The following is a 22167-nucleotide window of genomic DNA, read 5'->3' on the forward strand; positions in this document are numbered from 1 at the left end:
GCCTGCGGGAATGCCTCCTCGCGCCGGGCCGTTCTATTCGTCCCCGGCACCTTTCCCACCCATGCGTTCTTCACGGGCCGCGCGTGCGAGACTGACGTATTTCCGGCGCATCAGCGCCAGTTCTTCTTCCTCCAGCTCCTCGAGATCCAGCAAGGTGTTGTCGGCGCGCTCGACCGCCCGGATCAGCTCGTCCAGCTTCACCTGCAAAGCCTCCGTGTCCCGATTCTGGGTGTGCTGGATCAGGAAGACCATGAGGAAAGTCACGATCGTCGTGGTCGTGTTGATCACCAGCTGCCAGGTGTCGCTGAAGCGGAAAATCGGCCCCGTGATCACCCAGGCCAGAATCACGAACAGGGCGAGGTTGAACGCGAGCGGCCGGCCGGAAAGGCGTGAAAACAACCTGGCGAAGCGATCGAACCTGGCATTCCAGTATGCGATGTCGTCCCTGTTTTCGGACAGCCTAGCGGCCCAGGACCGCGCCAGATCGCAGATATTCGGCTTCGATGACATCGGGGTCTCCTCCTCATTCATGTTGTTTTGGAGCGGAAGCATTGCCCTACCTTCGGCAGTCTCTCACCCAGAATTTCAGCAGCAATGCGGCCGCCAGCGCACAAGCGGCAGCGAAACCGAAGGCGGCTTCCGGGCTGGAATATTGCCACAACATTCCGAACACCAGGGACGCCGGCAATAGCATGATACCGGTGGTCAGGTTGAACCAGCCGTAAGCCGTCCCCAACAGGGCGGGCGGCGCGATGTCGGCGACCAGTGCTTTTTCCGCCCCCTCGGTCGCTGCCAGAAACAGGCCGTACCAGGCGAACAGCGGCCACAACAGAGAAAGGTTGGAGCCGTTCAGGCCGAGGCATAAATAAAACAGGGCATAGATCGTCCACCCCGCGAAAATCATGGGCACGCGTCCGACACGGTCAGACAGCCCCGAAAGCGGCGTGGAAAACAGCATGGCGACCAGCGAGGTCGCGCCCCATAACAAGGGGACCTGGTATTCCGGCAAACCCAACTCGCGTGCGCGCAGCAGCAGGAACATATTGGACGAATTGCCGAGCGTGAACAAAGCCAGCACCCCGAGATAGCGCCTGAAAACCCGGGGAAGCTTCCGCAGCTCCCAGTCGAGCGGCTTGCCGTCGTACCGGATGTCCCGCGCCGGCTCCTTGACCGAAACCGCCAGGAAGACCGCCACGGCGCCGGGGAGCGACGCCCAAAGGAAGATTTCCGTGATGGGCATTTCCGCCGCCAGCATGACGGCCGCGGCCAGCGGTCCGATCACCGCGCCGGCGTTGTCCATGGCGCGCTGCAATCCGAAAGCCAGACCGCGCTGTTCGGAGGAGACGCTGGCGGCAAGCATGGCATCCCGGGGCGACGAGCGTAGACCCTTGCCCAAACGGTCGGCGAAGCGGATGGCCAGGACGACCGGCCAGGCGGACGCCATCGCCAGCAAAGGACGCGATACCGCCGCCAGACCGTAGCCACCCACGACCATCAACTTGGCCCGGTGCACCCGGTCGGCGATGATCCCGGAAAACAGCTTGAGCAGGCTGCTCACCATCTCGGCGATGCCCTCGATGATGCCCAGTGCCCTGGGACCCGCCATCAGGACGGACGCGAGGTAAATCGGGACGATGGGATAAACCAACTCGCTCGCCGAGTCGTTGAACAGGCTGACCAAGCCGAGCAGCCAGACGGTGGAGGGCAACGAAAAAACCTGCCGGAACATCGGGACTCCTTCGGTTGCTGAACGGGTCATCATGGTGGGTTTACCCCGATCGGAATTCGAGCCATGGGGCCAACGACGCCGTCTTTCCCGCAGCGCGGGGTGCTCAAAGACCATGCCGTCAACTTCCTCCCGCCCGCAACAAGGTCCGCGAGGCTCGACGCACAGTCCGGGCGGGGTGGCATTCCGAAAGCGCGGTCAACGCCCGGACCGCGTCTCTGGAATCGAGCATCTGCCCCAAAGCCTGCACCACCGCCACGCCCTCGGTGACATCGACCGGATGGCGCAACGCACAGGCCAGGAGTGCGGCGGCCGCGGGATCGGACGGCTTACCGGCCAAATCTGGCGGCCTTGCCCAGCTCCGACTCGATTTCCAGGAGCCGGTTGTACTTGGCCATGCGTTCGGACCGGCACACGGAGCCGGTCTTGATCTGTCCGCCTCCCATGGCAACGGCGAAATCGGCCATGAAGGTATCCTCCGTTTCGCCCGAGCGATGGGAAATCACGAAGCCCCAGCCGGCCTTCCTGCAGAGGTGGACTGCTTCCACCGTCTCGGTGACGGTACCGATCTGGTTCAGCTTGATCAGCGCGGCATTGCAACTCCTTTCCTCGATCGCGCGCGCGATGAAGCGGGTGTTGGTGACCAGGAGATCATCGCCGACGATCTGGATTTTCTCACCCAGCATGGCCGTATGCTCGCGGAAGCCATCCCAGTCGTTTTCCGCCAGACCGTCTTCGATGGAAATGATGGGGTATGTTTCGATCCAGCGTCGGTAGAGCTCGTTCATTTCCGCGCTGGTCAGGTCTCCCTGCCCGCTGCGCGTCAGTCTATAAAGACCGTTCTCATGGAATGAACTGGCGGCGGGATCCAGGGCGATAGCGATGTCCTCGCCGGGCTCGTAGCCGGCTTTCGTGATCCCTTCAACGATCAGGTCGCAGGCCTCGTCATTGCTCTGCAGTTGGGGGGCGAAACCGCCTTCATCCCCCACGCTGGTGGCATGGCCTTTGGCCTTGAGGATAGATTTCAATGCCTGGAAGGTCTCGGTGGCATAGCGCATCGCTTCGGCGAAGCTCGGTGCGCCCACCGGCATGATCATGAACTCCTGGAAATCCAGGCTGCTGTCCGCGTGCTTGCCGCCGTTCAAGATGTTGATCATGGGGATGGGCAGGCGCGCCTGGCTGGCCCCGCCGAGGTAGGCATAGAGCGGCAGCCCCGCGCTTTTCGCTGCGGCGGCGGCCACGGCCTCCGAAACGCCCAGGATGGCGTTGGCCCCCAGCCTCTCCTTGTTCGCCGTGCCATCGAGCTCGATCATGAGACGGTCGATCTCTGCCTGCCGCCAAGGCTCCAAACCTGTGATGGCCGGTGCGATGACGTTGTTCACATTGCTCACGGCTTTCAACACTCCTTTTCCGCCATGGGCCTTCGGGTCGTCATCTCTCAACTCTACGGCCTCGTTCTCACCGGTGGAGGCCCCCGACGGGATCGAGGCGGTAGCCGCCGTTCCATCGGTCAGCGTCAGCCTGACGCGCACGGTTGGCACGCCGCGAGAATCGTAAATCGGCATGGCTTGAATGGATTCGATACGGGTCTTCATGGAGACTCCTTTCAGGTGATGGTCCAGAGGTCAAAAAACGCCGCGGCAGAGGCGATGTCGAGCGGCGAAAGTTCCGAGCGGCTCGAATCGATCAGAAACCGATGCGGCACGAATCCGATCCGGCTCCCGGCAACCTGGTCGGGCCGATGGGCAATGCCGAGCAGCGCAAGGGGCTTCGAAGATGCCGCGCTGATGCGCAAATCGAGGCGGTAGGGCGTTTGCAGCCGTGCTTCCCGAAGAATGACAGAAAAGGCTTTCCGGGAAAAGCGGCCCACACGTCCCCGGAGGACTTGGCGCGAGAGCCCGAAGCCGGGGTGATGCGCAACTCCGCCGCGAAAGCCTCCGACAACCGCTGGGGTCACGACCGGCATCGAACTCCAGCACACACGCGGCTGCGACCCGGTCAATAGCCGGGAAATGCGTGCTGCCGCTCATGGTCCATGAACACCCCAACGGTTCGCGTGAAGTAAAGCATAAAGCGCCGGCATGACAATCAGGACCAAAGGCACGGCAAGAAGAAGGCCGGAAATGATTGCGACGGCGAGCGGTTTTTGCATGGCGGAGCCGGGCCCCATGCCTAAGGCGAGCGGCATGAGCGCCAAAATCGAGACCAGCGATGTCATGAAGATCGGACGCATGCGCAAGGTGCCGGCACGGACCAGAGCAGGGTGATCCGGATTGCCGACTTGGCGAACTTCGGAAAAATAAAACACGGCCACTTCGGTAACGATGCCCACGATCATGGTCATCCCCATCAACGAAGAAATATTGAGCTCGGTTCCTGTCAGCCATAGCCCCGCAAACACGCCTGCGAGGGACAGCAAGGTGGTAGCCAGAATGGCGAGTACGACCCTGAAGCGTTCATAAAAGAACAAGAGCAATAGAGCGACCAGCAGGACGGCGCCGATGAAAACCAGGATCAGCCCCCGGAATGAATCCTGTTGTTCGCGGTAGAGTCCGCCATAGTCGAGATAGACGCCCGGAGGGAGGGGTAGCGTGGCCACCCTTGCCTGCACGTCCGCGACGGTCGATCCGAGATCGCGTCCCTCGATTCGGGCAGTGACAGCAACCATCGCTTTCAGGTTTTCCCGTGTTTCCTGAGGCTGCCCTTCGATGACTTGCAGACGGGCAACGCGCTTCAAAGGAAAATCGTGGCCGTCGGGCGAGCGAACCCGCAGCGTTTCCAACTGCCCTATGCGGGTGCGAAGCGCCTCCTTAGTCCAGACGCGCACCCCGATCATCTTCTCCCCCATCGCGATTGGAGTCGCTACCGTTCCTGCCAGGAAATCCTGTACTTGTCCTGCCACCATGCCAGGACTCACACCTTCCAAGGCGGTATTTACCGGATCGAAGTGAATTTCTATGGCATCACCCGCGAGCGTAATCCCATCGAACACTTCTACGACCCCGGGAATGCCTTCCAGTATGGCTGCCACCTGGGGCGACAACTGGCGCAACACCCGGCTATCGTCACCGAAAAGCTTTATTTCGATGGGCTGAGGCACGGCGGTGAGATCGCCGATCAAATCTTCCATGAGTTGGGCGGTTTCGATCTGCAAGCCGGGAACACGGCTTTCGATAGCCTCCCGCAATTCCGTCATGACTTCCTGCACGTCCCGGCGGGGGGGCGGTTTGAGATGAATGAAAAAATCCCCTTCGTTGGCTTCGGTGATATGCCCGCCCAGCGACAAGCCGGTGCGCCTGGAATAACTGTCGATGTCCGGGATCATTGCGATCATTTGCTCGACCTGGTCGAGCAGCCGGTCAGTCTCTGCGAGGGAAGTTCCCGGCGATGCCCGATAGTCCAGCACGAACCCTCCCTCGTCCATATGGGGCATGAAGCCGGAGCCCAGCCGGCCATACGCCACGCCACCCGTGACGACCAAGACGATGATGATAGACAGCGTCCAAAGCGGCTGCCGCAGAAGCCGATGCAGCAGGCCGCCGTAGGCTCGGTGGAGCCGAGCCTCCAGCGGCCTCACCGACTCCAAACGGAGCGCGTCCCGCCGGCTCAACAAGTGATTTGCCAACAGCGGAACGGCGAGCGCTGCCACCCCATAGGAAATGACCAAGCCCGATACCATAGTCAAGGCAAGCGCCCGGAAAAATCCCCCCGTGATGCCGTCTAGAAACGCAAGGGGGAGGAACACCACGATCGTAGCGAGTGAGGAGCCCGTCAACGGATGAAGCATCTCTCTGGCGGCCGTCAGGACGATTCCGTGTGTCGGCCGGTCGTCCCGTGTTTCGCTCGAGCGGCGCATGATGTGTTCGATCATGACAACGGCATCGTCCGTCACCAGTCCTACGGCTGCGGCGAGCCCGCCCAACGTCATGATGTTAAAACTCTGTCCGAACAGCTTCAGCAGCCAAACCGTGGCGCAAATGACACCCGGAAGCACGATGAGGATGATCAGCGTGACACGCAGATTACGCAGAAATATGAGCAAAACCAATGCTGCCAAGACTGCCCCATAGGCGAGGGCGTCGCGTACGCTGATGACTGCATCGTTGACCAGTTCCGACTGGTCGTAATAGGGTTTGAGTTCGACCTCGTCAGGAATCTGCGACGAGAAGCCGGCCAGCGCTCGCCGGGTCTCCTCGGCGATGGCCACCGTATTGGCTCCACGCTGTTGAAGAATATTCACCAGCACGGCGTCCTTCCCGTTGGCGCTGACCTGCGTCCATTCGGGCCGATGGCCGCGTTCGACCCGGGCGACGTCTTCCAGCTCCACGACACCATCTATCCCGCTTCTGAGAACCGAATGCAGAATGTCCTCCTCGTTTCCTTGATGCGAGTCGGCGAGCGTCAGGTAAAGGTGGTAACGCTCTTCCACTTTGCCTACTGCACTCAATACATTGGCATTGGAGAGCGCCGATGCAACATCGGCCAGGGTAAGCCCCAGATCGCGTAAGCGATCCGGATCCACCATGACCTGGTATTCCGCCTGCCGCCCTCCCAGAACCTCGACCTCCGCGACTCCAGGCAAGGCCGAAAGGAGCGGACGCAAACGGTAATAGGCAAAATCCCGCAAGGCGACGGGGTCGTTCCTGCTGGAAGTCAACGCCAGTCCCAACACAGGAAAAACCGTGGGGTCCATCCGCCGCGCCGTAAAACGGACCCCCGCCGGGAGGTGCGGAAGGATTTGATAGACCGCAGCCTGCGCCTGTAACAGCGCAGTGACCATATCCGTGCCCCAATCGAAGGTCAGTGATAGATCAGCCGAGCCGCGGCTGGTCGTCGAGCGGATCGCGCGCGCTTCCGGAACGCCACGAAGCGCCTGCTCCAACGGCTGGGTCACTTCCACGGCCATGCGCTCCACCGGACGGTCTCCGGCATCGACGTTCACCACAACCCTTGGAAAATCCACCGTCGGAAAGAGCGCTACCGGCAATCGCAGCGAAGCAGCCATCCCTCCCAAGGCCAGAAGCGCCAACAAGAACAGTAGCGAACGTCGGTGCGTCACAAGCCAGGAGGCCATCACGGTGCCTCCCCCGTCCGGACGGCCACCCCGTCGCCAAGTTCATGATTGCCGATGACGATCACACGTTCCCCGGCTTCGATGCCAGCCTGGATCTCCACCCTTTGGCCATCATCCAAGCCAGTTTCGACCCAGCGCTGCCGCGCGTAACCATGATCGTCCACGAACAGATAAGGCTTTCCGTCCCGGATAAGCACGGCTTGACGCGGCACAGTGAGGACGTGTTGATGTTCAGTGACGACGAGCTCCGCTTTGACCATGGTGCCCGGCAACAAATCCGGGGAGCCGCTCAACAGTACGACAGCTTCGGCCAACCGCGTCTTTGGGTCCACTTGGTAATAGATGTGGTGGACTTGCCCTTCCTTTGGCAGAATGCCAGGATGCAGTGCATGTATCTCAACCTTCTGCCCCTCATGGACGATAGGCAAATCTTCCGGTTCGATACCCAATCGCACCCTGAGCTTATCGGCGGGGGCTAGAAGCAGCAGCAGGGCACCGGGGGATACGATATCCCCGACATGAACATGGACCGCTTCTACATAGCCGTCGATGCCAGCGCACAGACTCCTGCGGCTGGTTTCGCCCAAGCGCCTTCGCACATTGGCCAAGGCCGACTCGGCCTTGACCAGATTTTCTTCCGCGGTGCGTACCTCGGCATTGGTGGCCAGTTGACGACTCCGCAAGTCTTTGAGGCGATCAAGGTCTTTGGCAGCAAACTCGGCTGCGATGCCGGCATGTTCCAATTCGCTCGCGCTGTTGGCAGTCGCTGTAAGTTCCACCAAGACCTCGCCCTTTCGGACCCGTTGTCCAGGTGCGACGCGCACCTGGGTGACCAAACCCTCGCCTTGAATGCTCAATACCTGAAGCTGGTCCGGCGAAAACTCCACAGTGCCGTAAGCCGTCAAGGTCTTCCGCATGTCGGCATGTTCCGCCGGCGCCAGGGTCACCAAGACCGAGGGTTCGGCACTCGCCCCGTAGCTGGATGCAAGGCCAAGCATAGCGGCCAGCGAGACGCACCAACGGTTCGCGGGTTTTGATTTTCGGCTCATGGCGTTCGGTCAAAGGAGTGAAGGTGAACCTACTGCGAGCTGCAGGGCGACTGCCTGTTCGGCGGCGGCCTGCTCCAAGGCCAGCAGTTTGAGACGTTTGTCCAGATAGTTCGCGCGCACGGTTTCATAGTTCACCAGCGTGACGTCACCCGCTGCCGCAGCCTCCCGCAACAGACGTTCGGCGCGGGTCAGTTCGGGCAGTTCGCGCGCGAGCGGTGTCCGCTCGAGGGCTATCCGCGTCAGATCGGTCACCACGGTGCCGATGTCCGCACGGGTCTGGTTCAGACGAGCCACATATTCCCGGTGGAGTTGCTCACGGGTTGCTTCGGCGATGGCGATGGTGCCGCGGTTGCGGTTGAACAGGGGCAGGTCAACGCTGACGGTGGGGCCGCCCGTGTTGTAATCGCTGTAATAGTGGTAGTCGTTGAGACCGAGCGTAAATGCCGGGTATTGCCCCAGAATCGCTCGGTATACCGCTGCCTCCTGGCTGGCATAACCGGCTTTGAGCGCCTGCAGATCGAGCCGTTGCCGTTCCGCCGACGCAAAAAGGCGAGTCGCATCCAGGCTGCGAGGCGGCTCGGCATCGACCTCCGCTATCGGCACGACATGATCCGGAGGAAGTCCCAACAGCCGGTTGATATCCTGGCGTGTTTTCGCGATCTGTCGCGCCAATGCCAGAGTTCGATCCTGGGCGTCGAGAAAGGCGGCCTCGCGGATCCCCAATTCGGCGAGGGTCGCATCACCTACGGCGAGATTCTGCTTGGTCAAATCCAGCAAGTGGCCCGAAACCTGCGCGGCCTCGGCTGCGACTGTCTCCTGCCGAGAGAGATAGACCCAGCGTCGGGTCAGGAGACGCGCTTGATTCGCCACCAGCCATTCCTGCCAGGCGACATCCAGTCTGACCTGCTGTGCGTGTTCGTCGGCGATACGCACGTCGGTGGATCGCGTCGCCAGTTTGGCGAGATCCCACTGGATGGTCGCGGTATAGGGGCTGACCAGCCCGGCCGGGCCGCTAAACACCCAGTCGAAACGCCCGAACAGCTTGGGATCAGGCAGGAGGCCGGCGTTGAAGACCTGGGCTTCGGCGACGCCTTCCCGCGCTCGGAAAGCCTTGAGATCAGGGTTCACCAGGACGGCGAGGATACCTATGGCTTCATCGGTCAGAGGCTTGGAAAAGTCCAAAAAAACGGGGCGCAGCCGTGGATGATCCAGCTTTGCAGCGGCTTGCGTGAGCATCGCCGGGTCCGGTACCGCTAACTCCCGATGCAGCTCAGCATCATCCAACGGCTTGATTTGGTAAGTCGCACAACCCGGCAAGAGAAAGCCGGCCGCCATCAGACACAGACGGTGCTTGAGCTTTCTCCTACGCCCGCTGTTGCGCTTGCATGGCGAACGATCAATCATTTGATTTCATCGGAAAGCGAATGATTACGCTCAATCCCCTTCCGGTGCAGCCCGTTGTCAATTCGATGGCAGCGGCGTGCTGGTCGGCGATGCGCCGGACGATGGCTAAACCAAGCCCACTGCCCGCCTCGGTGTTGTCCTGGCCACGGTAAAAGCGGTCGAACACGCGCTCGCGTTCTTCGATGGAGATGCCCGGGCCGTTATCGGTGACAACCAGAACTGCGGCACCCGCTTCCTTCCTTACGCTGACATCGATTCGTCCTCCCTTCGGGGTATAGCGCACCGCGTTGTCGATCAGATTGCCAAGCAGTATGCGGAGCTCCTCTTCATTTCCCTGAATCACCATGGACTCGAGCGTGGCAACGCCCAAATCAATTGCTTGATCGGCTGCCAGAGCGGCCATGTCTCCCACCACGGAGCGCACCAATTCGTCGAGTTGTAGTTGCGTGAACGGTAGAGGAGGTGCCTCAGGATCGAACCTGGCCAACGTAAGCATCTGGTTAAGGAGATGAGTCGCCCGGTTGATCCCTTGCCGCAATCGCTGCAAAGCCAAAGTTTTCCTTTGCGGATCGGCAGCGCGTTCGGCAATCTGGGCCTGGAGGGACAGGGCCGTCAAAGGGCTCCGGAGTTCGTGTGCTGCATCTGCCGTAAACCTGCGCTGTGCTGCCAATGCAGCCTGCAAACGCATCAGCAAGCCGTTTAGCGCAGCGGTCAGGGAGCCGATTTCCTGCGGTACGTCTTGGTTGGGAAAGGGGCTCACGTCATCGGGAGCCCGCCGTTGCACTGCGTCGACAATGGTTTGCAAAGGCATCAGTCCCCGGCGAACACCGAACCACGCGACCATGGCTACCGTCGGCAGCAGAAACAGCAGCGGCGCCGATAGATCTAAAGTGATCTCATCGGCAGTCTCCTGCCGTTCGCTAATAGCTTGAGCTACCTGGACAAGGCCCTCAGGGGTATTGAGGCTAAAAATACGCCATGGCTCACCACGCCAACGAACGATGCTCCACCCTTCGGGAGTATTGTTGGGGAGGGGCTCGAACGGATGCGAGCGATAACTCAGCCGCCCGTCTGCGTTCCAGCGTTGGCTGATAAGGTCGAGGTCTGCCGCCTTGGCAAAGCGATGAGCCGGCACCGAAGCTTCGGCCGTCGTGTGCGGCAAGGTTTGCAGGGAGTACGCCATGGTCTGCAGAACCTTGTCGAAGAGTTCGTCGATTTCCTCCCGAACATGGAAATACGTCGATACCGTAAAGGCGAATCCGGCCAGGAGAAGGGCTGGCGATAGCCAGAGCAGAAGACGGTTCCTTATCGATATGTTCATGATTTGGCAACCCGATAGCCTACGCCACGGACATTGGCAATGATCCCGGCGCCCAACTTTTTGCGCAGATGATGAAGATGGACATCGATGGTGTTGCTCGCAACTTCCTGCCCCCAGCCATAAAGGCGGTCCTCCAGCTGAACCCGAGACAACACCGCTCCCGGCTTTTCCAGCAGGGCATAGAGCAAATCGAATTCGCGGGCAGACAGATTGACCGGGTTTCCTCGTAGCCAGATTTCTCGAGTCACCGGATTCAGTCTCAGTTCGCCGTATTCGATCATGGGCTCGGAACGCCCCGCTGCACGCCGGACCAAGGCGTGAATGCGGGCTATGAGCTCTTCGAGCTCGAAAGGTTTCACCAGATAATCGTCAGCGCCGCTGTTGAGCCCCAGGACACGATCCGCCAGTGAATCACGCGACGTCAGAATGAGGACCGGAATGTCGTTCGCACTGCGGCGAAGGTCCGTAAGCAAATCCAAACCTGATAGGCGCGGCAACCCCAAGTCGAGCAAAAGCAGGGTGTACTCGGCTACGGCGGCCTTCAATACGAGCCCAGCCTGCAGCCCGTCCTGCACCCAGTCGACGACCAAGCCCTCTTGGTTCAAACCCTCGCGAAGGGCTTGGCCAATCATCTGATCATCTTCGACAAGCAGTAAACGCATGAGGCCCCTCTTCGAATCTGGTAAGCAGTTTCCATCAACGACTCTTAACAGCAAATTAAGACGAAAAATCGGTTCAATGACCGCAGCCGCCCGAGTATTGCCGGCAGAGCGCCGGAACTGTGAAGACAAGCAAGGTAGCGGCTCGAAGAGACGGCTTAACGCCGCTTCAGCCACGCGAGGAATACAGCGAACAAGAACACCATTCCGAACAGCACGAAGGCGATCGCCGAGGTATAGCCCAGATTCCACCAGCGGAATCCCTGCTGATACATCAGCAACACGATGCTGAGCGTGCTGCCGGCGGGACCGCCCTGGGTCATCACATAAGGTTCGGCGAACCATTGGAAGTGGCCGATCATGGTGATCACGGCGACGAACAGGAAGGTCGGCGCGAGCAGCGGCAGGGTGATATAAAGGAACTGCTGGCGGGCGCCGGCGCCGTCGATGCTGGCCGCCTCGTACAGCGATTCGGGAATGTTCTGGAGGCCGGCGACGAACACGATCATGTTGAAGCCGAAATTCTTCCACACCGCCATGAGGATGATCGCCGGCATCGCCCAGTCCGGATCGCCGAGCCAGTCGACCGGTCCGATGCCGAACCCGCCGAGCAGGTAGTTGAGGACGCCATAGCGCGGCTGATACAGGTAGCGCCAGACCACTGCCACGGCCACCAGGGTCGTCACCACCGGCAGGAACAGCAGGGAACGGAACAGCCCCTTGAACGGGGTCAGGCGGTGATTGACCAGCAGGGCCGCCGCCAGCGAAACCAGCACCGACAACGGGCCGCCCACGGCCACGAAATACAGGGTATTCCGCAGTGCGGTCCAGAACTCCGCATCGCCGAACAAGCGGCGGTAGTTGTCCAGACCCACGAATCTGAGCCGCCCGATGTCGGCCAGAGCGTAAATGTCGAAATCGGTGAAGCTGAGACCCAGCGCCGCTCCGACCGGCAAGAAGAAGAACACCACGAGCAGCGCCAGCGCCGGCGCTACGAACCAGAAGGCGGGATTGAACCTCATCGCCCCCGCTCCAGCAGCCAGCGGCGTTTTTCCAGTATCCGGTCCGCTTCATCGTTCAAGGCCTCCAGGGCCACCGACGGAGCCATTTCGCCCCGCGCAGCCTTCTCGGCATACGCCGCGATGCGGCTGGCGATCCGCTCCCACTCGGGGATTTTCGGGGGCGGAAGCAGACGGTCCATCTGCCTCCGGAAGGACTGCGCCTTGTGATCCCCGGCCAGGACGGGATCGCTCCAGGCCGTCCGTCCCGGCGGGAGGTCGCCGGTGAGACGGTACAGGCGGATTTGCTGCGGCGGAGCGGTCAGGAACTCGATCAGCTTCCAGGCCGCTTCCTTGCGCGTGGACCCGGCGGCGAGCGCAAGACTGGCCCCGCCGGCCAGGGAGATTCCCGGATAGGAACCGTCGAAGGACGGCAAGGGCGCGGTGTCCCAGGCGGAGGCGTCGAGATCGGCCAGCCGCCGCCGGAACTCGCCGAGGTTCCACGGCCCGGTGATCAAGGCGGCGAAATCGCCGCGCCCGAACTCCCGATAAAGATTGGCCACCTGGCCGGAGGTTTCCGAGGGCGCCAGTTTTTCCCGGAACCAGCGCAGGTAGAAGTCGAACGCCGCCCTGAAATCCGTATGGAGAAAATCGCCATAGCGATTCCCGTCCTTCAATAAAGCCGCGCCGCGCTGCATGGCGAGAATGACGGGAACCTCCCATTCGTCGATGGGCAGGAACACCGCGAAACCGTTTTGGCGGTCGCGAACGCGGGCCATGGCATCGAACCAGGCATCCCAGCTCCGCGGCGGTAGCGCAACGCCGGCAGCCCCCAGCAAATCACGGCGGTAAAACAGAATGCGCGTGTCGACATACCAGGGCACGGCCAGCATCCTTTCGCCGACGACGGCCGCATCCAGAATCCCTTCGAAATAGTCGTGTTTTGCCGCCGAGCTCTCGAACCGGGGGGCGACATCCTCCAGTGCCCGGAGCGCGGCGAATTCCGCTATCCAGGTGTTGCCGAGCTGAAATACGTCCGGCAGGTTGCCGCCGGCATAAGCTGTCAGCAGCTTTTCGTGCGCGGCACTCCAGGGAATCGGCTGGACCTCGACGCGAATTTCCGGGTTCAGTCGCTCGAACTCCCCGGCGAGCTCATGGGCGACTTCGCCCTCGCTGCCGAACGCCCAGAATTCCACGACTTCGGCATTTTCCGCCGGCTGGCAGCCGCTCAGGATCAAGGCACAGGCCAGAAGGATCGAACGGGGACAGCGATTCCTGGTCCGGCTCATCGGAAGAACGGGCCTATCCAGTCTCTCAGGCCGGAGCCGCCAGGCTGAAAGTGAAGACTGCTCCGCGGCCTTCTCCGCTCAATGCCTCGATTGTACTTCCATGCAGTTCCAGCATCCGCTTGCTGATAAGCAGACCCAGCCCGCCCCCCATATGCCTTCCGGAATCCCGGCGCAACGGCGAATCCCGTTCGAACAGGCTTGGCAGAAGTTCGCTGGCGATGCCGGCACCGCTGTCCTCCACCCGGACCGTCACCCTGTCTCCGGCTTCGCGCCTCAGCGTCAAGTCGATCTGACCGCCCTCCGGCGTGTGGCGCAACGCGTTGTCGATGAGGTTGGTCAAAACCCGCTCGATCATCGCGATATCGGCATAGACCAAGGGAATGCGATCGCGAAACCGGGCGGCAATCCGGACTCCTTTGGCATCGGCGGCCAGCTCGAATTTCTGCGCCACGTCCTGGACAAGCTCCTGCAAGGAGAAACGCTCGAGACTCGGCCGCACTTCCTCGCATTCCAGCTTCGCCAGTTCGAACAGCTCCTGAGCCAAGTGCGCCACACGCCGGCTCTGCCGCACGGCGACCTCAAGGTACTGCTGCCGTTCCGCCGGAGAAAGCCGGTCGGACTTCCGCAGCATGGTTTCCAGATAGCCCTGCATGGAAGTGAGCGGGGTGCGCAGGTCGTGCGACACATTGGCGACCATTTCGCGCCGCAGCGTGTCCTGGGACTTGATATGTTGCACCTGCGCGGCGATGCGCTCGGCCATCCGCGAGAATGTCGCGGCGAGCCGGCCGATCTCGTCGGGACTGCTTTGCAGCGCGCCATCCAGTTGCAAGGTGCCGGAAAAACTCGCGTCGTCGAAGGCGGCGATCGTCCGCGTCAAGGCGTCCAAACGACGGGTCACCAGCGAAAACAGGCCCAACCCGGCAACCAGGGTCAGCAGCAACGCTCCCGCTCCCGTCCACATGACACTCTGGAACACATGCCCCTGCCAGACGTCTTCGGCCAGCCTTTGGTACTCGTCTCCGGCCAGCACGATGTATAGGTAACCGATGATTTGCCCATCCCGATTCAGCGGTGTGGCGCTGAATATCTCGCGGCGGTCGGGGTGGCGCGGATTGTCCCCTTTCACGGGCAGCGCATCGCCTCCGAAAAGGCCGCGCAAGGGGGCCAGGGAAACCTCCTTCAGCCGAACCCGCCCCGGCGGCGCATCGTAGGCCAAGATGGCACCCTTTGCGTCCAACAGATAGAGTTCGATGCTGGGGTTGACGATCATGAGCATGTGGAACAGCTCGCTCACCGCCTTGCCGTCGAACCCCTCCCCTTTCGACAAGGGCCAGTGGCTCGCGATGTGTTCCGCCAGGCCGCGGCTGAGCCGCTGGATGATTTCCTGCTGGTGATTTTTTGCCGCGACCAGATCGAGCCCGCCGCACAAGCCGCCGAAAAGGAGAACCAGAGCGGCGAAGGTAAGCGCGATGCGGCTGTAGAGCGACCTGAATTTCACGGGCGATTCTCCCCAAAATCCGCGAACTTATAGCCGACACCCCAGACCGTCTGGATGAATTCGGGCCGTCCGGGATCGCGTTCGATCTTCGCACGGAGGCGATTGATATGCGAATTCACGGTGTGCTCGTAGCCGTCGTGGCTATAGCCCCACACCCGATCCAGCAGCGCCAGGCGGGTGAATGCCTGACCGGGATGGCGGGCGAAGAACAGCAACAACTCGAACTCCTTCAGCGTCAGGGCGACGGGCCGACCTTCCAGCATGACGGAATAACCGACCGGGTCGATGGTCAGCGGCCCACGAACGATGACGCCGGCCTTTGCCTGCGACTCCCGTTCCATCGCTTCGACTCGTCTGAACAGGGCTCGAATCCGCGCGATGAGTTCGGGGATGGAGAAGGGTTTGGTCAGGTAGTCGTCAGCCCCGAGTTCAAGGCCCAATACGCGCTGCGTTTCCGTGGACTTTGCGCTGATGATGACGATCGGCTGGTAATGGGGCATGCGCCGGACCTCACGGCAGATTTCCAGGCCGTCGATGCCGGGAAGCATCAGGTCCAGAACCAGGAGGTCGTAACGGTCGGCATTCAAACACGCAAGTCCGCCGGTACCGTCTCTTGCGATCTCCACGGCGTAACCTTCATCCCGCAGGTTGATGCCGAGCATGTCCCCGATGTCGGGATCGTCTTCGATGACCAGGATGCGTTTCATTGCCGGAGCCGGACTCCCGCCGATTGGATGGTGTGGCCTGAATTATCGGCACACGGCAAGGTACAGGCCAGTCACATTTATTTGAGCGCTCCGTGATGAATTCGTGATTTTTGGCCACGCACAATGGCCACGCCCGAAAAGCCCATGGCTTGCGGGAGGAACCTTTTTTCGATTCACACGAGGCCTGTCATGAAGACCCTATTCAAGCTCACCTTCACCGCATTTGCGTTCGCATCGCTGATCCCGGGCATTGGCCTGGCCGATCCCGACAAACGCTCCAAATTCGCCGGAAATCCGCCGGTGGAGACGGTATACACGCTGTCCAACAATGCCGATGGAAACGAGGTGCTCGCATTTCACCACTACGGCAACGGCCAAATGGAGCCGGCAGGCCGCTTCGCCACCGGAGGAACCGGTACCGGCTCCGGACTCGGCAACCAGGGTGCTCTGGCACTGAGCGAAAATGCGCGGTACCTGTTCGCCGTCAATGCGGGCAGCAACGACTTATCGGTGTTCCGGATCGACCGGGACGGGCTGCAACTCATCGACCGCGCCGGTGAGGAAGGCACCACCCCCGTCAGCGTGGCCGTCGGCCCGAATCGGGTCTATGTCGTCAACTCGGGAGACGATTCCATCTTCGGCTTCCGATTCGACCACCGCACCGGCAAGCTGCACCCGCTGCCCGAATCCCACCAGAAGCTCAGCGGAGACGGCACGGCGCCGGCCCAGATCAGCTTCGACCGCGGGGGCGACGCCCTGGTCGTCACCGAAAAAGCGACCAACAAAATCACGACATTTTCTCTGAACGAGGACGGCAGCCCGGAAGCAAAGCATTCGATCGATTCCGCCGGATCGACGCCCTTCGGCTTTGCCTTCGGCAAGCGCGACCAGTTCTTCGTTTCCGAAGCCCAGGGCGGTGCCCCGGATGGCGCGACCGTGTCGTCCTACCAATTGCTGGAAGACGGAACCGCCCAATTGATCGATGGAGCGGTCGCGGCCGGACAAACCGCCGCCTGCTGGCTGGCCACGACACCCACGGGCCGCATTGCCTTCACCGCCGATACCCCCGCCAACGCCATTTCCGCATTCTCAATCGATGCCGCCGGCCGTCTGTCGTTGTTGCACACCCGTGCAGCCGAGGAAAACCGGCCCACCGACCTCGCTGTTTCTACCGACGGCCGAATGCTGTTTACCTTGAGCGGTGGCGACCACAGTATCGGCGTTTACCGCATCCTGAAGGGAGGCGCGCTGCAAAAGCTCCAGAGCCTGGGCGCCCTGCCCCCAGGCATCACCGGTCTCGTTGTCCGCTAGCAGGTAGATCGTTCGCGGTGCCTGGATCAACAGCGCGGGGCCTGACGTCCTGCGCTTGTCGCTGCCGTGCTGGATTCGCCGTGATTGCCATGACGAGGAACCGCTTTTGTCGAATGGCCGCCGAGTCCGAGTAAGGTATGACTCCGCCGATCTACGTAAAGCCGCGCGGGAATTCCATGCCGGCGCCAACCTGATCAGGTACTGCTCCCCTATCCCGGTCACCTCAAGCCCTTGCCTCTTCGGCGATCGACTTTATGTCGCCGTGCCATCGCCAGATGACGTAAATCGCCGGAATGACCAGCAATGTCAACAACATGGCCGAACCAATGCCGCCGATCATGGGTGCCGCCAGGCGCTTCATCACATCCGCGCCGGTACCGGTCGCCAGCATGGTCGGGAACAGGCCAACGATATTGGCCAGGCCTGTCATCATCACCGGCCTGATGCGCTCCCTGGCGCCCGTCTGTACGGCTTCCACCAGATCCGCCAGCGAATGTAGTTGGCCGGCGTCCCGACGCCGCCGGACAGCTTCGTCGAGGTAGGCCAGCATGACTGCGCTGGTTTCGGCGGCGACACCGGCCAGCGCGATCAGTCCCACCCACACGGCGATACTCAAGTTGTAACCGAGCCCGTACAACGCCCAGACGCCGCCCACAAGAGCCAGCGGCACACCCAGCATGACCATGAGGGTTTGCGCCACTGAACGGAAGGTGAAGTAGTACAGTACGAAGATGATGGCCAGCGTCAACGGCACGAAAATCGTGAGCCTTTGCCGGACCCGCTCCATGAATTCGTATTGTCCGGACCAAATCAGGGTATAACCCGCGGGCAGCTCGATTTTCTCTTTCACCACGCGCTTTAAGTCTTCCACGTAACCGCCCACGTCCCGCCCGGCCATGTCCACATAAACATAACCGGACAACATGCCGTCCTCGTCGCGTATCATCGCCGGCCCGCTGACCATCCGTAAATCGGCGAGCTGGGCGAGGGGCACCTGGGCACCGCTGGGCGTACTGACGGTCAGACGGCCCAGTTTGTCCAGGTCATCTCGCAGTTCCCGGAGATAGCGCAGATTGACAGGATAGCGCTCGCGCCCCTCGACGGTGGTGGTGATGCTTTCCCCTCCGATGGCGGACTCGATGATCCTGCCCACATCCATGACGGTCAGCCCAAAGCGGGCGATCTCGTCGCGCTTGATCGCGAAGTCCAGGAAATAGCCGCCAGAAACCCGTTCCGCGTAAACGCTGCGGGTGCCGGGGACCGCCTTGGCGATCATCTCGATGGCTTTTCCGATCTCCTCTATCTTTTTGAGATCCGGCCCGAAGATCTTGATGCCTACGGGGGTGCGCACACCGGTGGTGAGCATGTCGATGCGCGCCTTGATCGGCATAGTCCAGGCATTGGTCACCCCGGGAAATTGCAGCGCGCGATCCATTTCGGCGATCAGGTCTTCGTAGGTCAGTCCCTCTCGCCACTGCTCCTTCGGTTTGAGCGCCACCACTACCTCCATCATGCTGAACGGGGCCGGGTCGGTGGAGGTCTCGGCACGGCCGGATTTGCCGAACACATGCTCGACTTCGGGAAACGCCATGAGTTTGCGATCCATCTGTTGCAGGAGCTGCCCGGCTTCGGTCACCGCGATGCCCGGCAGCGTGGTCGGCATGTAGAGAATGGTGCCTTCGTACAATGGCGGCATGAATTCCGAACCCATGCGCTGGAACGGTACGGCGATGCTGGCCATCAACAGGAGGGCGAGTACAACCACCAGCGCCCGATAGCGCAGCGCCAGCCTCAGTATCGGGACATAAAGCGCTTGCAGGATTCGGCTGACAGGATTGCGCCGCTCCGGAATGATCCGGCCCCGAATAAAAAGGGATAGAAGAGCCGGGATCAGCGTGACGGCCAGCACCGCGCTCATGGCGATAGACAGGTTCTTGGTCAGCGCCAGGGGTTTGAACAATCGGCCTTCCTGAGCCTCCAGGGTGAACACCGGCATGAAGGCAACGGCGATCACCAGGAGCGAGGCGAAAATCGGCGGACCAACCTCCTTGGCGGAATCGATGAGGGCCCGATTGCGCTCCCCCACCCTTCCACCCCGCTCCCATTCCTCCAGCCGACGGTGGGCGTTGTCCACCATGACGATGGACGCGTCCACCATATCGCCCACGGCGACGATGATGCCGCCGATGGACATGATGTTCAGGGCGACACCGAGCCAGTACATCGGGATGAACGCAATAAGGATGGCGAGAGGCAGAGTGATGATGGGGATCAAAGCGGAGCGGATATGGAGCAGAAATCCGATAATCAGTACGCTGACGACGACCAGCTCTTCGGTCAAATTCTCGGCGGCCGTTGCCACCGATTCCTTGATCAGGTCGCTGCGGTCGTAGGCTGTGACGATCCTGACGCCCTTGGGCAGGGACGACTCGATTTCCTTGAGCTTGGCTTTGACGCGGTCGATCACCTCCATGGCATCCTGGCCGTAGCGCATGATGACGACGCCGCCCACCGCCTCACCCCGGCCGTTCCATTCCGTCAGCCCACGCCGCATATCCGGGCCCAGGGTAACCGTAGCGACCTCGCGCAGCAGGATGGGTGTGCCGTTCGAATTCACGCCTATCGCAATTTGATCGATATCGGCGGTGGATTTGATATAGCCGCGACCCCGGATCATGTATTCCACCCCGGAAAACTCCACGACGCGCCCCCCCACATCGAGATTGCTCATTCGCACTTTCTCGATGATCTCATTGAGGTTGAGCCGGTAAGCCAGTACTTTAGTGGGATCGAGATTGATCTGGTACTGGCGCACGAAGCCCCCCACACTGGCTACCTCGGCCACGCCGTCGACGCTGCGCAGCCAATAGCGCAGATACCAGTCCTGAAAGGAACGCAACGAAGCCAGGTCCTGTTGCCCGGTCTCATCCACCAAGGCGTACTGGAACACCCAGCCCACCGCCGTGGCGTCCGGGCCTAGCTGCGGCGCCACCCCTTCCGGCAGGCGTCCTGAGAGCTGGTTGAGATATTCCAGTACACGGGAGCGCGCCCAATAGATATCGGTGCGGTCCTTGAACAGGACATAGACGTAGGAGTAGCCGAAGTCCGAAAACCCCCGCACGACCGTCACATTGGGTGCGGACAGCAGGGCGGTGATGATGGGATAGGTGATCTGGTCTTCCACCAGGTCCGGCGAGCGCCCCATCCATGGGGTATAGACGATCACCTGGGTGTCGGATAAATCCGGCAGAGCATCGATGGGGGTGTTCTTCATGGCCCACAAGCCGCCGGCGGCCAAGCCAAAGACCAGCAGAAAAACGATAAAGCGGTTCTTGGCGCAGAACTCGATGAGTTTTTCTACCACACGGTTACCTCAGGTTCCCATCCGAAGGTTCGCGCTAGCGTTAACTTGCCGCTCTCATCTCCGCCTTTGCTGCGGCCATGACGCCAAGAGCGGAGCGCATTAAGAGCAGCACGAGACAGGACGCGACGACGATATCGGGCCAGCCCGATCCGGTGAACCAAACCGCGCCGGCGGCGACAAAAACGGACAGATTCGATGCAATGTCGTTTCGTGAACACTCCCACACCGAACTCATATTCACGTCGTCACGGCGATGGCGCCATAGAAGGAACAGGCAAAGGGAGTTGGCGGCAAGGCCTAGAAAGCTAAAGCTGCCCATAACCTCGAACAGCGGGACGGTGGGGGCAATCAGTTTGAAAGCTATTTGAACAGCCACGGTGCAGGCGGCTAGAAAAATGAGCCCGCCTTTAAACAAGGCTACTTTGGCCTTGACGACACGCTCCCTTGAAACGGCATGAAGGCTAAGACCATAGGTCAAGGCGTCTCCGAGATTATCGAGACTGTCGGACAACAGGGCGGATGAGTTTCCATAGAAGGCAGCGGCAACGATGACCAGGAACATCGCGGCGTTGATGCCGAGAACAATCTGTAACGTTCCTCGCTGCCGTTCGCGCAACCGATCCAAAGAACAACTGTCATCACAACAACCGCTCATGAGAAAAAACCTCAATTGATAAAAACGTTAATGTTTCATGCCCGGCATGCCACCGACCGCCGATTTCAACTGACTTTCGGAGTCGATGAGGAAATTCGCCGAGGTCACGACGTGTTCGCCCTCCCGAATACCCTCCAGGACTTCCACCCAGTTTCCACTGCGCAGCCCGGTCTTGGCGTTACGCCATTCGAGCCGACCGCCGCCGAGACGGATAAAAATGATCTGCCGTTCTCCGGACTCCAGTATCGCGTCCTTGGGCACGACCAGTCGCATACCAAGTGGAATCTTCAGTTCCAGATTGGTGTACATGCCGGGTTTGAGCCGTTCGCCCGGATTGTCCAGCTCGAAGCGAACCTTGGCGGTGCGGGTCTGCGGGTCGACCGAGGGATAGATGAAGCCAATGCGTGCTTGGAGCGAGACTTCCGGCACGTAGGACAGGCTCACGCTGGCGATCTGACCGATGGCGACGACGGGCATTTCGTACTCGTAAATATCGCCGACGATCCAGATGCGAGACAGATCGGCAATCGTGTACAACTCGTCCCCCGGCTTTGTCTGCAAGCCTTCCACCGCCATCTTGTTAATGACCGTGCCGGCGCGTGGTGCGTGGATCGGCAAGGTCGTCAATACCTTCCCGGTGCGCTCCAGGTCACGGATATGGCTCTCGTGGATGTCCCAAAGCAACAGCCTGCGGCGTGACGCTTCCAACAAGGCTCTTGCACCGGCCGCGACTTCCGGAAACTCGCTTTCGCCCAGGGTTTTGATGCTGCGAAGAGCGATCAGGTATTCCTCCTGGGTGGCCAGCAGTTCCGGGCTGTAAAGCGTGAACAAGACTTGGCCCTGGCGAACCGATGCCCCCGTGGTATTGACCAACAGCCGGTCGATCCAGCCTTCCAGCTTGACGGTGACCCGGGCGAGCTGCCGCTCGTCGACTTCGACCCTGCCCACCGTGCGGATCGTCCGCTCCAGGAGGCGCCGCGCCGCGGGCTCGAACTTTACGCCGATGGATTGCATCCGCTCCGGGCTGATGACCAGGGAATTTTCAGGTGCCGCCGTGGTTTGCACGTGGCCCGAATGATCGTCCCGAGTGGCGGGAAGCTCCACTGCCGCCC

The 22167-nt window shown here is 61.0% G+C and carries 18 protein-coding genes; 1 reads left to right on the plus strand and 17 read right to left on the minus strand.

From position 1 onward, the window contains the following. Positions 1-33: 33 nt before the first annotated feature. The 14 genes from GNH96_RS11695 to GNH96_RS11760 all read right to left on the minus strand — a co-directional run bounded on the left by GNH96_RS11695 (position 34) and on the right by GNH96_RS11760 (position 15725). Positions 34-510, minus strand: a complete 477-nt coding sequence (locus GNH96_RS11695; RefSeq protein ID WP_169603842.1) for a low affinity iron permease family protein — start codon at positions 508-510, stop codon at positions 34-36. Between the two features lie 46 nt (positions 511-556). Next, positions 557-1729 carry an MFS transporter gene (locus tag GNH96_RS11700; protein ID WP_169603843.1) on the minus strand — a complete coding sequence of 391 codons (1173 nt, stop codon included), beginning with the start codon at positions 1727-1729 and terminating at the stop codon, positions 557-559. Between the two features lie 118 nt (positions 1730-1847). Next, positions 1848-2066, minus strand: coding sequence for a hypothetical protein (locus GNH96_RS11705; protein WP_169603844.1), 219 nt, complete (start codon positions 2064-2066; stop codon positions 1848-1850). Then, positions 2056-3321 (minus strand): phosphopyruvate hydratase, encoded by a 1266-nt coding sequence (gene eno / locus GNH96_RS11710; RefSeq protein WP_169603845.1) that lies wholly within the window; start codon positions 3319-3321, stop codon positions 2056-2058. The genes GNH96_RS11705 and eno overlap by 11 nt, the downstream gene beginning before the upstream one ends. Positions 3322-3332: 11 nt before the next feature. Beyond that, positions 3333-3692, minus strand: coding sequence for a hypothetical protein (locus GNH96_RS11715; RefSeq protein ID WP_169603846.1), 360 nt, complete (start codon positions 3690-3692; stop codon positions 3333-3335). A 60-nt stretch (positions 3693-3752) separates the two neighbouring features. After that, positions 3753-6800 carry an efflux RND transporter permease subunit gene (locus GNH96_RS11720; protein ID WP_169603847.1) on the minus strand — a complete coding sequence of 1016 codons (3048 nt, stop codon included), beginning with the start codon at positions 6798-6800 and terminating at the stop codon, positions 3753-3755. Continuing rightward, on the minus strand, positions 6800-7849 hold the full coding sequence (locus GNH96_RS11725; RefSeq protein WP_223163410.1) for an efflux RND transporter periplasmic adaptor subunit: 1050 nt from the start codon (positions 7847-7849) through the stop codon (positions 6800-6802). Before GNH96_RS11725 ends, GNH96_RS11720 begins: the two co-directional genes overlap by 1 nt. 9 nt (positions 7850-7858) lie before the next feature. Next, entirely contained in the window at positions 7859-9184 is a 1326-nt protein-coding gene (locus tag GNH96_RS11730; protein ID WP_169603848.1) for a TolC family protein, read from the minus strand. A gap of 61 nt (positions 9185-9245) precedes the next feature. Beyond that, entirely contained in the window at positions 9246-10574 is a 1329-nt protein-coding gene (locus GNH96_RS11735; RefSeq protein ID WP_169603849.1) for an ATP-binding protein, read from the minus strand. Continuing rightward, positions 10571-11236 carry a response regulator gene (locus tag GNH96_RS11740; protein WP_169603850.1) on the minus strand — a complete coding sequence of 222 codons (666 nt, stop codon included), beginning with the start codon at positions 11234-11236 and terminating at the stop codon, positions 10571-10573. The genes GNH96_RS11735 and GNH96_RS11740 overlap by 4 nt, the downstream gene beginning before the upstream one ends. A 155-nt stretch (positions 11237-11391) precedes the next feature. Continuing rightward, positions 11392-12255: a carbohydrate ABC transporter permease gene (locus GNH96_RS11745; RefSeq protein ID WP_169603851.1), complete on the minus strand. Its 864-nt coding sequence runs from the start codon at positions 12253-12255 to the stop codon at positions 11392-11394. Continuing rightward, positions 12252-13520 (minus strand): extracellular solute-binding protein, encoded by a 1269-nt coding sequence (locus tag GNH96_RS11750; protein WP_169603852.1) that lies wholly within the window; start codon positions 13518-13520, stop codon positions 12252-12254. Before GNH96_RS11750 ends, GNH96_RS11745 begins: the two co-directional genes overlap by 4 nt. Before the next feature lie 25 nt (positions 13521-13545). Beyond that, a complete protein-coding gene (locus GNH96_RS11755) occupies positions 13546-15018 on the minus strand; it encodes a HAMP domain-containing sensor histidine kinase (protein ID WP_169603853.1) in 1473 nt (490 codons plus the stop codon). Next, positions 15015-15725 carry a response regulator transcription factor gene (locus GNH96_RS11760; protein ID WP_169603854.1) on the minus strand — a complete coding sequence of 237 codons (711 nt, stop codon included), beginning with the start codon at positions 15723-15725 and terminating at the stop codon, positions 15015-15017. The genes GNH96_RS11755 and GNH96_RS11760 overlap by 4 nt, the downstream gene beginning before the upstream one ends. 189 nt (positions 15726-15914) lie before the next feature. Between GNH96_RS11760 and GNH96_RS11765 the strand changes: the two genes are divergently transcribed. Next, positions 15915-17036, plus strand: coding sequence for a lactonase family protein (locus GNH96_RS11765; protein ID WP_169603855.1), 1122 nt, complete (start codon positions 15915-15917; stop codon positions 17034-17036). Between the two features lie 223 nt (positions 17037-17259). On the opposite strand, the gene GNH96_RS11770 is transcribed toward GNH96_RS11765, so the two are convergent. Genes GNH96_RS11770 through GNH96_RS11780 form a run of 3 tightly spaced genes read right to left on the minus strand, consistent with a single transcriptional unit; the run spans position 17260 to position 22069 of the window. Continuing rightward, the gene (locus tag GNH96_RS11770; RefSeq protein ID WP_169603856.1) at positions 17260-20400 is read right to left on the minus strand and encodes an efflux RND transporter permease subunit; all 3141 of its coding nucleotides are present in this window, start codon (positions 20398-20400) and stop codon (positions 17260-17262) included. Between the two features lie 40 nt (positions 20401-20440). Beyond that, positions 20441-21055, minus strand: coding sequence for a cation transporter (locus tag GNH96_RS11775; protein WP_169603857.1), 615 nt, complete (start codon positions 21053-21055; stop codon positions 20441-20443). Between the two features lie 27 nt (positions 21056-21082). After that, positions 21083-22069 carry an efflux RND transporter periplasmic adaptor subunit gene (locus GNH96_RS11780; protein ID WP_228719838.1) on the minus strand — a complete coding sequence of 329 codons (987 nt, stop codon included), beginning with the start codon at positions 22067-22069 and terminating at the stop codon, positions 21083-21085. Between the last annotated feature and the right edge of the window lie 98 nt (positions 22070-22167).

It is taken from the genome of Methylococcus geothermalis (genome assembly GCF_012769535.1).
GTDB lineage: Bacteria > Pseudomonadota > Gammaproteobacteria > Methylococcales > Methylococcaceae > Methylococcus > Methylococcus geothermalis.

Excerpts from the sequence above, each read along its gene's own strand:
- GNH96_RS11780 (WP_228719838.1), bottom strand. The coding sequence starts at position 22,069 with ATGCAATCCATCGGCGTAAAGTTCGAGCCCGCGGCGCGGCGCCTCCTG.
- GNH96_RS11750 (WP_169603852.1), bottom strand. The coding sequence starts at position 13,520 with ATGAGCCGGACCAGGAATCGCTGTCCCCGTTCGATCCTTCTGGCCTGT.
- GNH96_RS11720 (WP_169603847.1), bottom strand. The coding sequence starts at position 6,800 with ATGGCCTCCTGGCTTGTGACGCACCGACGTTCGCTACTGTTCTTGTTG.
- GNH96_RS11760 (WP_169603854.1), bottom strand. The coding sequence starts at position 15,725 with ATGAAACGCATCCTGGTCATCGAAGACGATCCCGACATCGGGGACATG.
- GNH96_RS11745 (WP_169603851.1), bottom strand. The coding sequence starts at position 12,255 with ATGAGGTTCAATCCCGCCTTCTGGTTCGTAGCGCCGGCGCTGGCGCTG.
- GNH96_RS11735 (WP_169603849.1), bottom strand. The coding sequence starts at position 10,574 with ATGAACATATCGATAAGGAACCGTCTTCTGCTCTGGCTATCGCCAGCC.
- GNH96_RS11740 (WP_169603850.1), bottom strand. The coding sequence starts at position 11,236 with ATGCGTTTACTGCTTGTCGAAGATGATCAGATGATTGGCCAAGCCCTT.
- GNH96_RS11715 (WP_169603846.1), bottom strand. The coding sequence starts at position 3,692 with ATGCCGGTCGTGACCCCAGCGGTTGTCGGAGGCTTTCGCGGCGGAGTT.
- GNH96_RS11730 (WP_169603848.1), bottom strand. The coding sequence starts at position 9,184 with ATGGCGGCCGGCTTTCTCTTGCCGGGTTGTGCGACTTACCAAATCAAG.
- eno (WP_169603845.1), bottom strand. The coding sequence starts at position 3,321 with ATGAAGACCCGTATCGAATCCATTCAAGCCATGCCGATTTACGATTCT.
- GNH96_RS11700 (WP_169603843.1), bottom strand. The coding sequence starts at position 1,729 with ATGTTCCGGCAGGTTTTTTCGTTGCCCTCCACCGTCTGGCTGCTCGGC.
- GNH96_RS11765 (WP_169603855.1), top strand. The coding sequence starts at position 15,915 with ATGAAGACCCTATTCAAGCTCACCTTCACCGCATTTGCGTTCGCATCG.
- GNH96_RS11725 (WP_223163410.1), bottom strand. The coding sequence starts at position 7,849 with ATGAGCCGAAAATCAAAACCCGCGAACCGTTGGTGCGTCTCGCTGGCC.
- GNH96_RS11775 (WP_169603857.1), bottom strand. The coding sequence starts at position 21,055 with ATGAGCGGTTGTTGTGATGACAGTTGTTCTTTGGATCGGTTGCGCGAA.
- GNH96_RS11695 (WP_169603842.1), bottom strand. The coding sequence starts at position 510 with ATGTCATCGAAGCCGAATATCTGCGATCTGGCGCGGTCCTGGGCCGCT.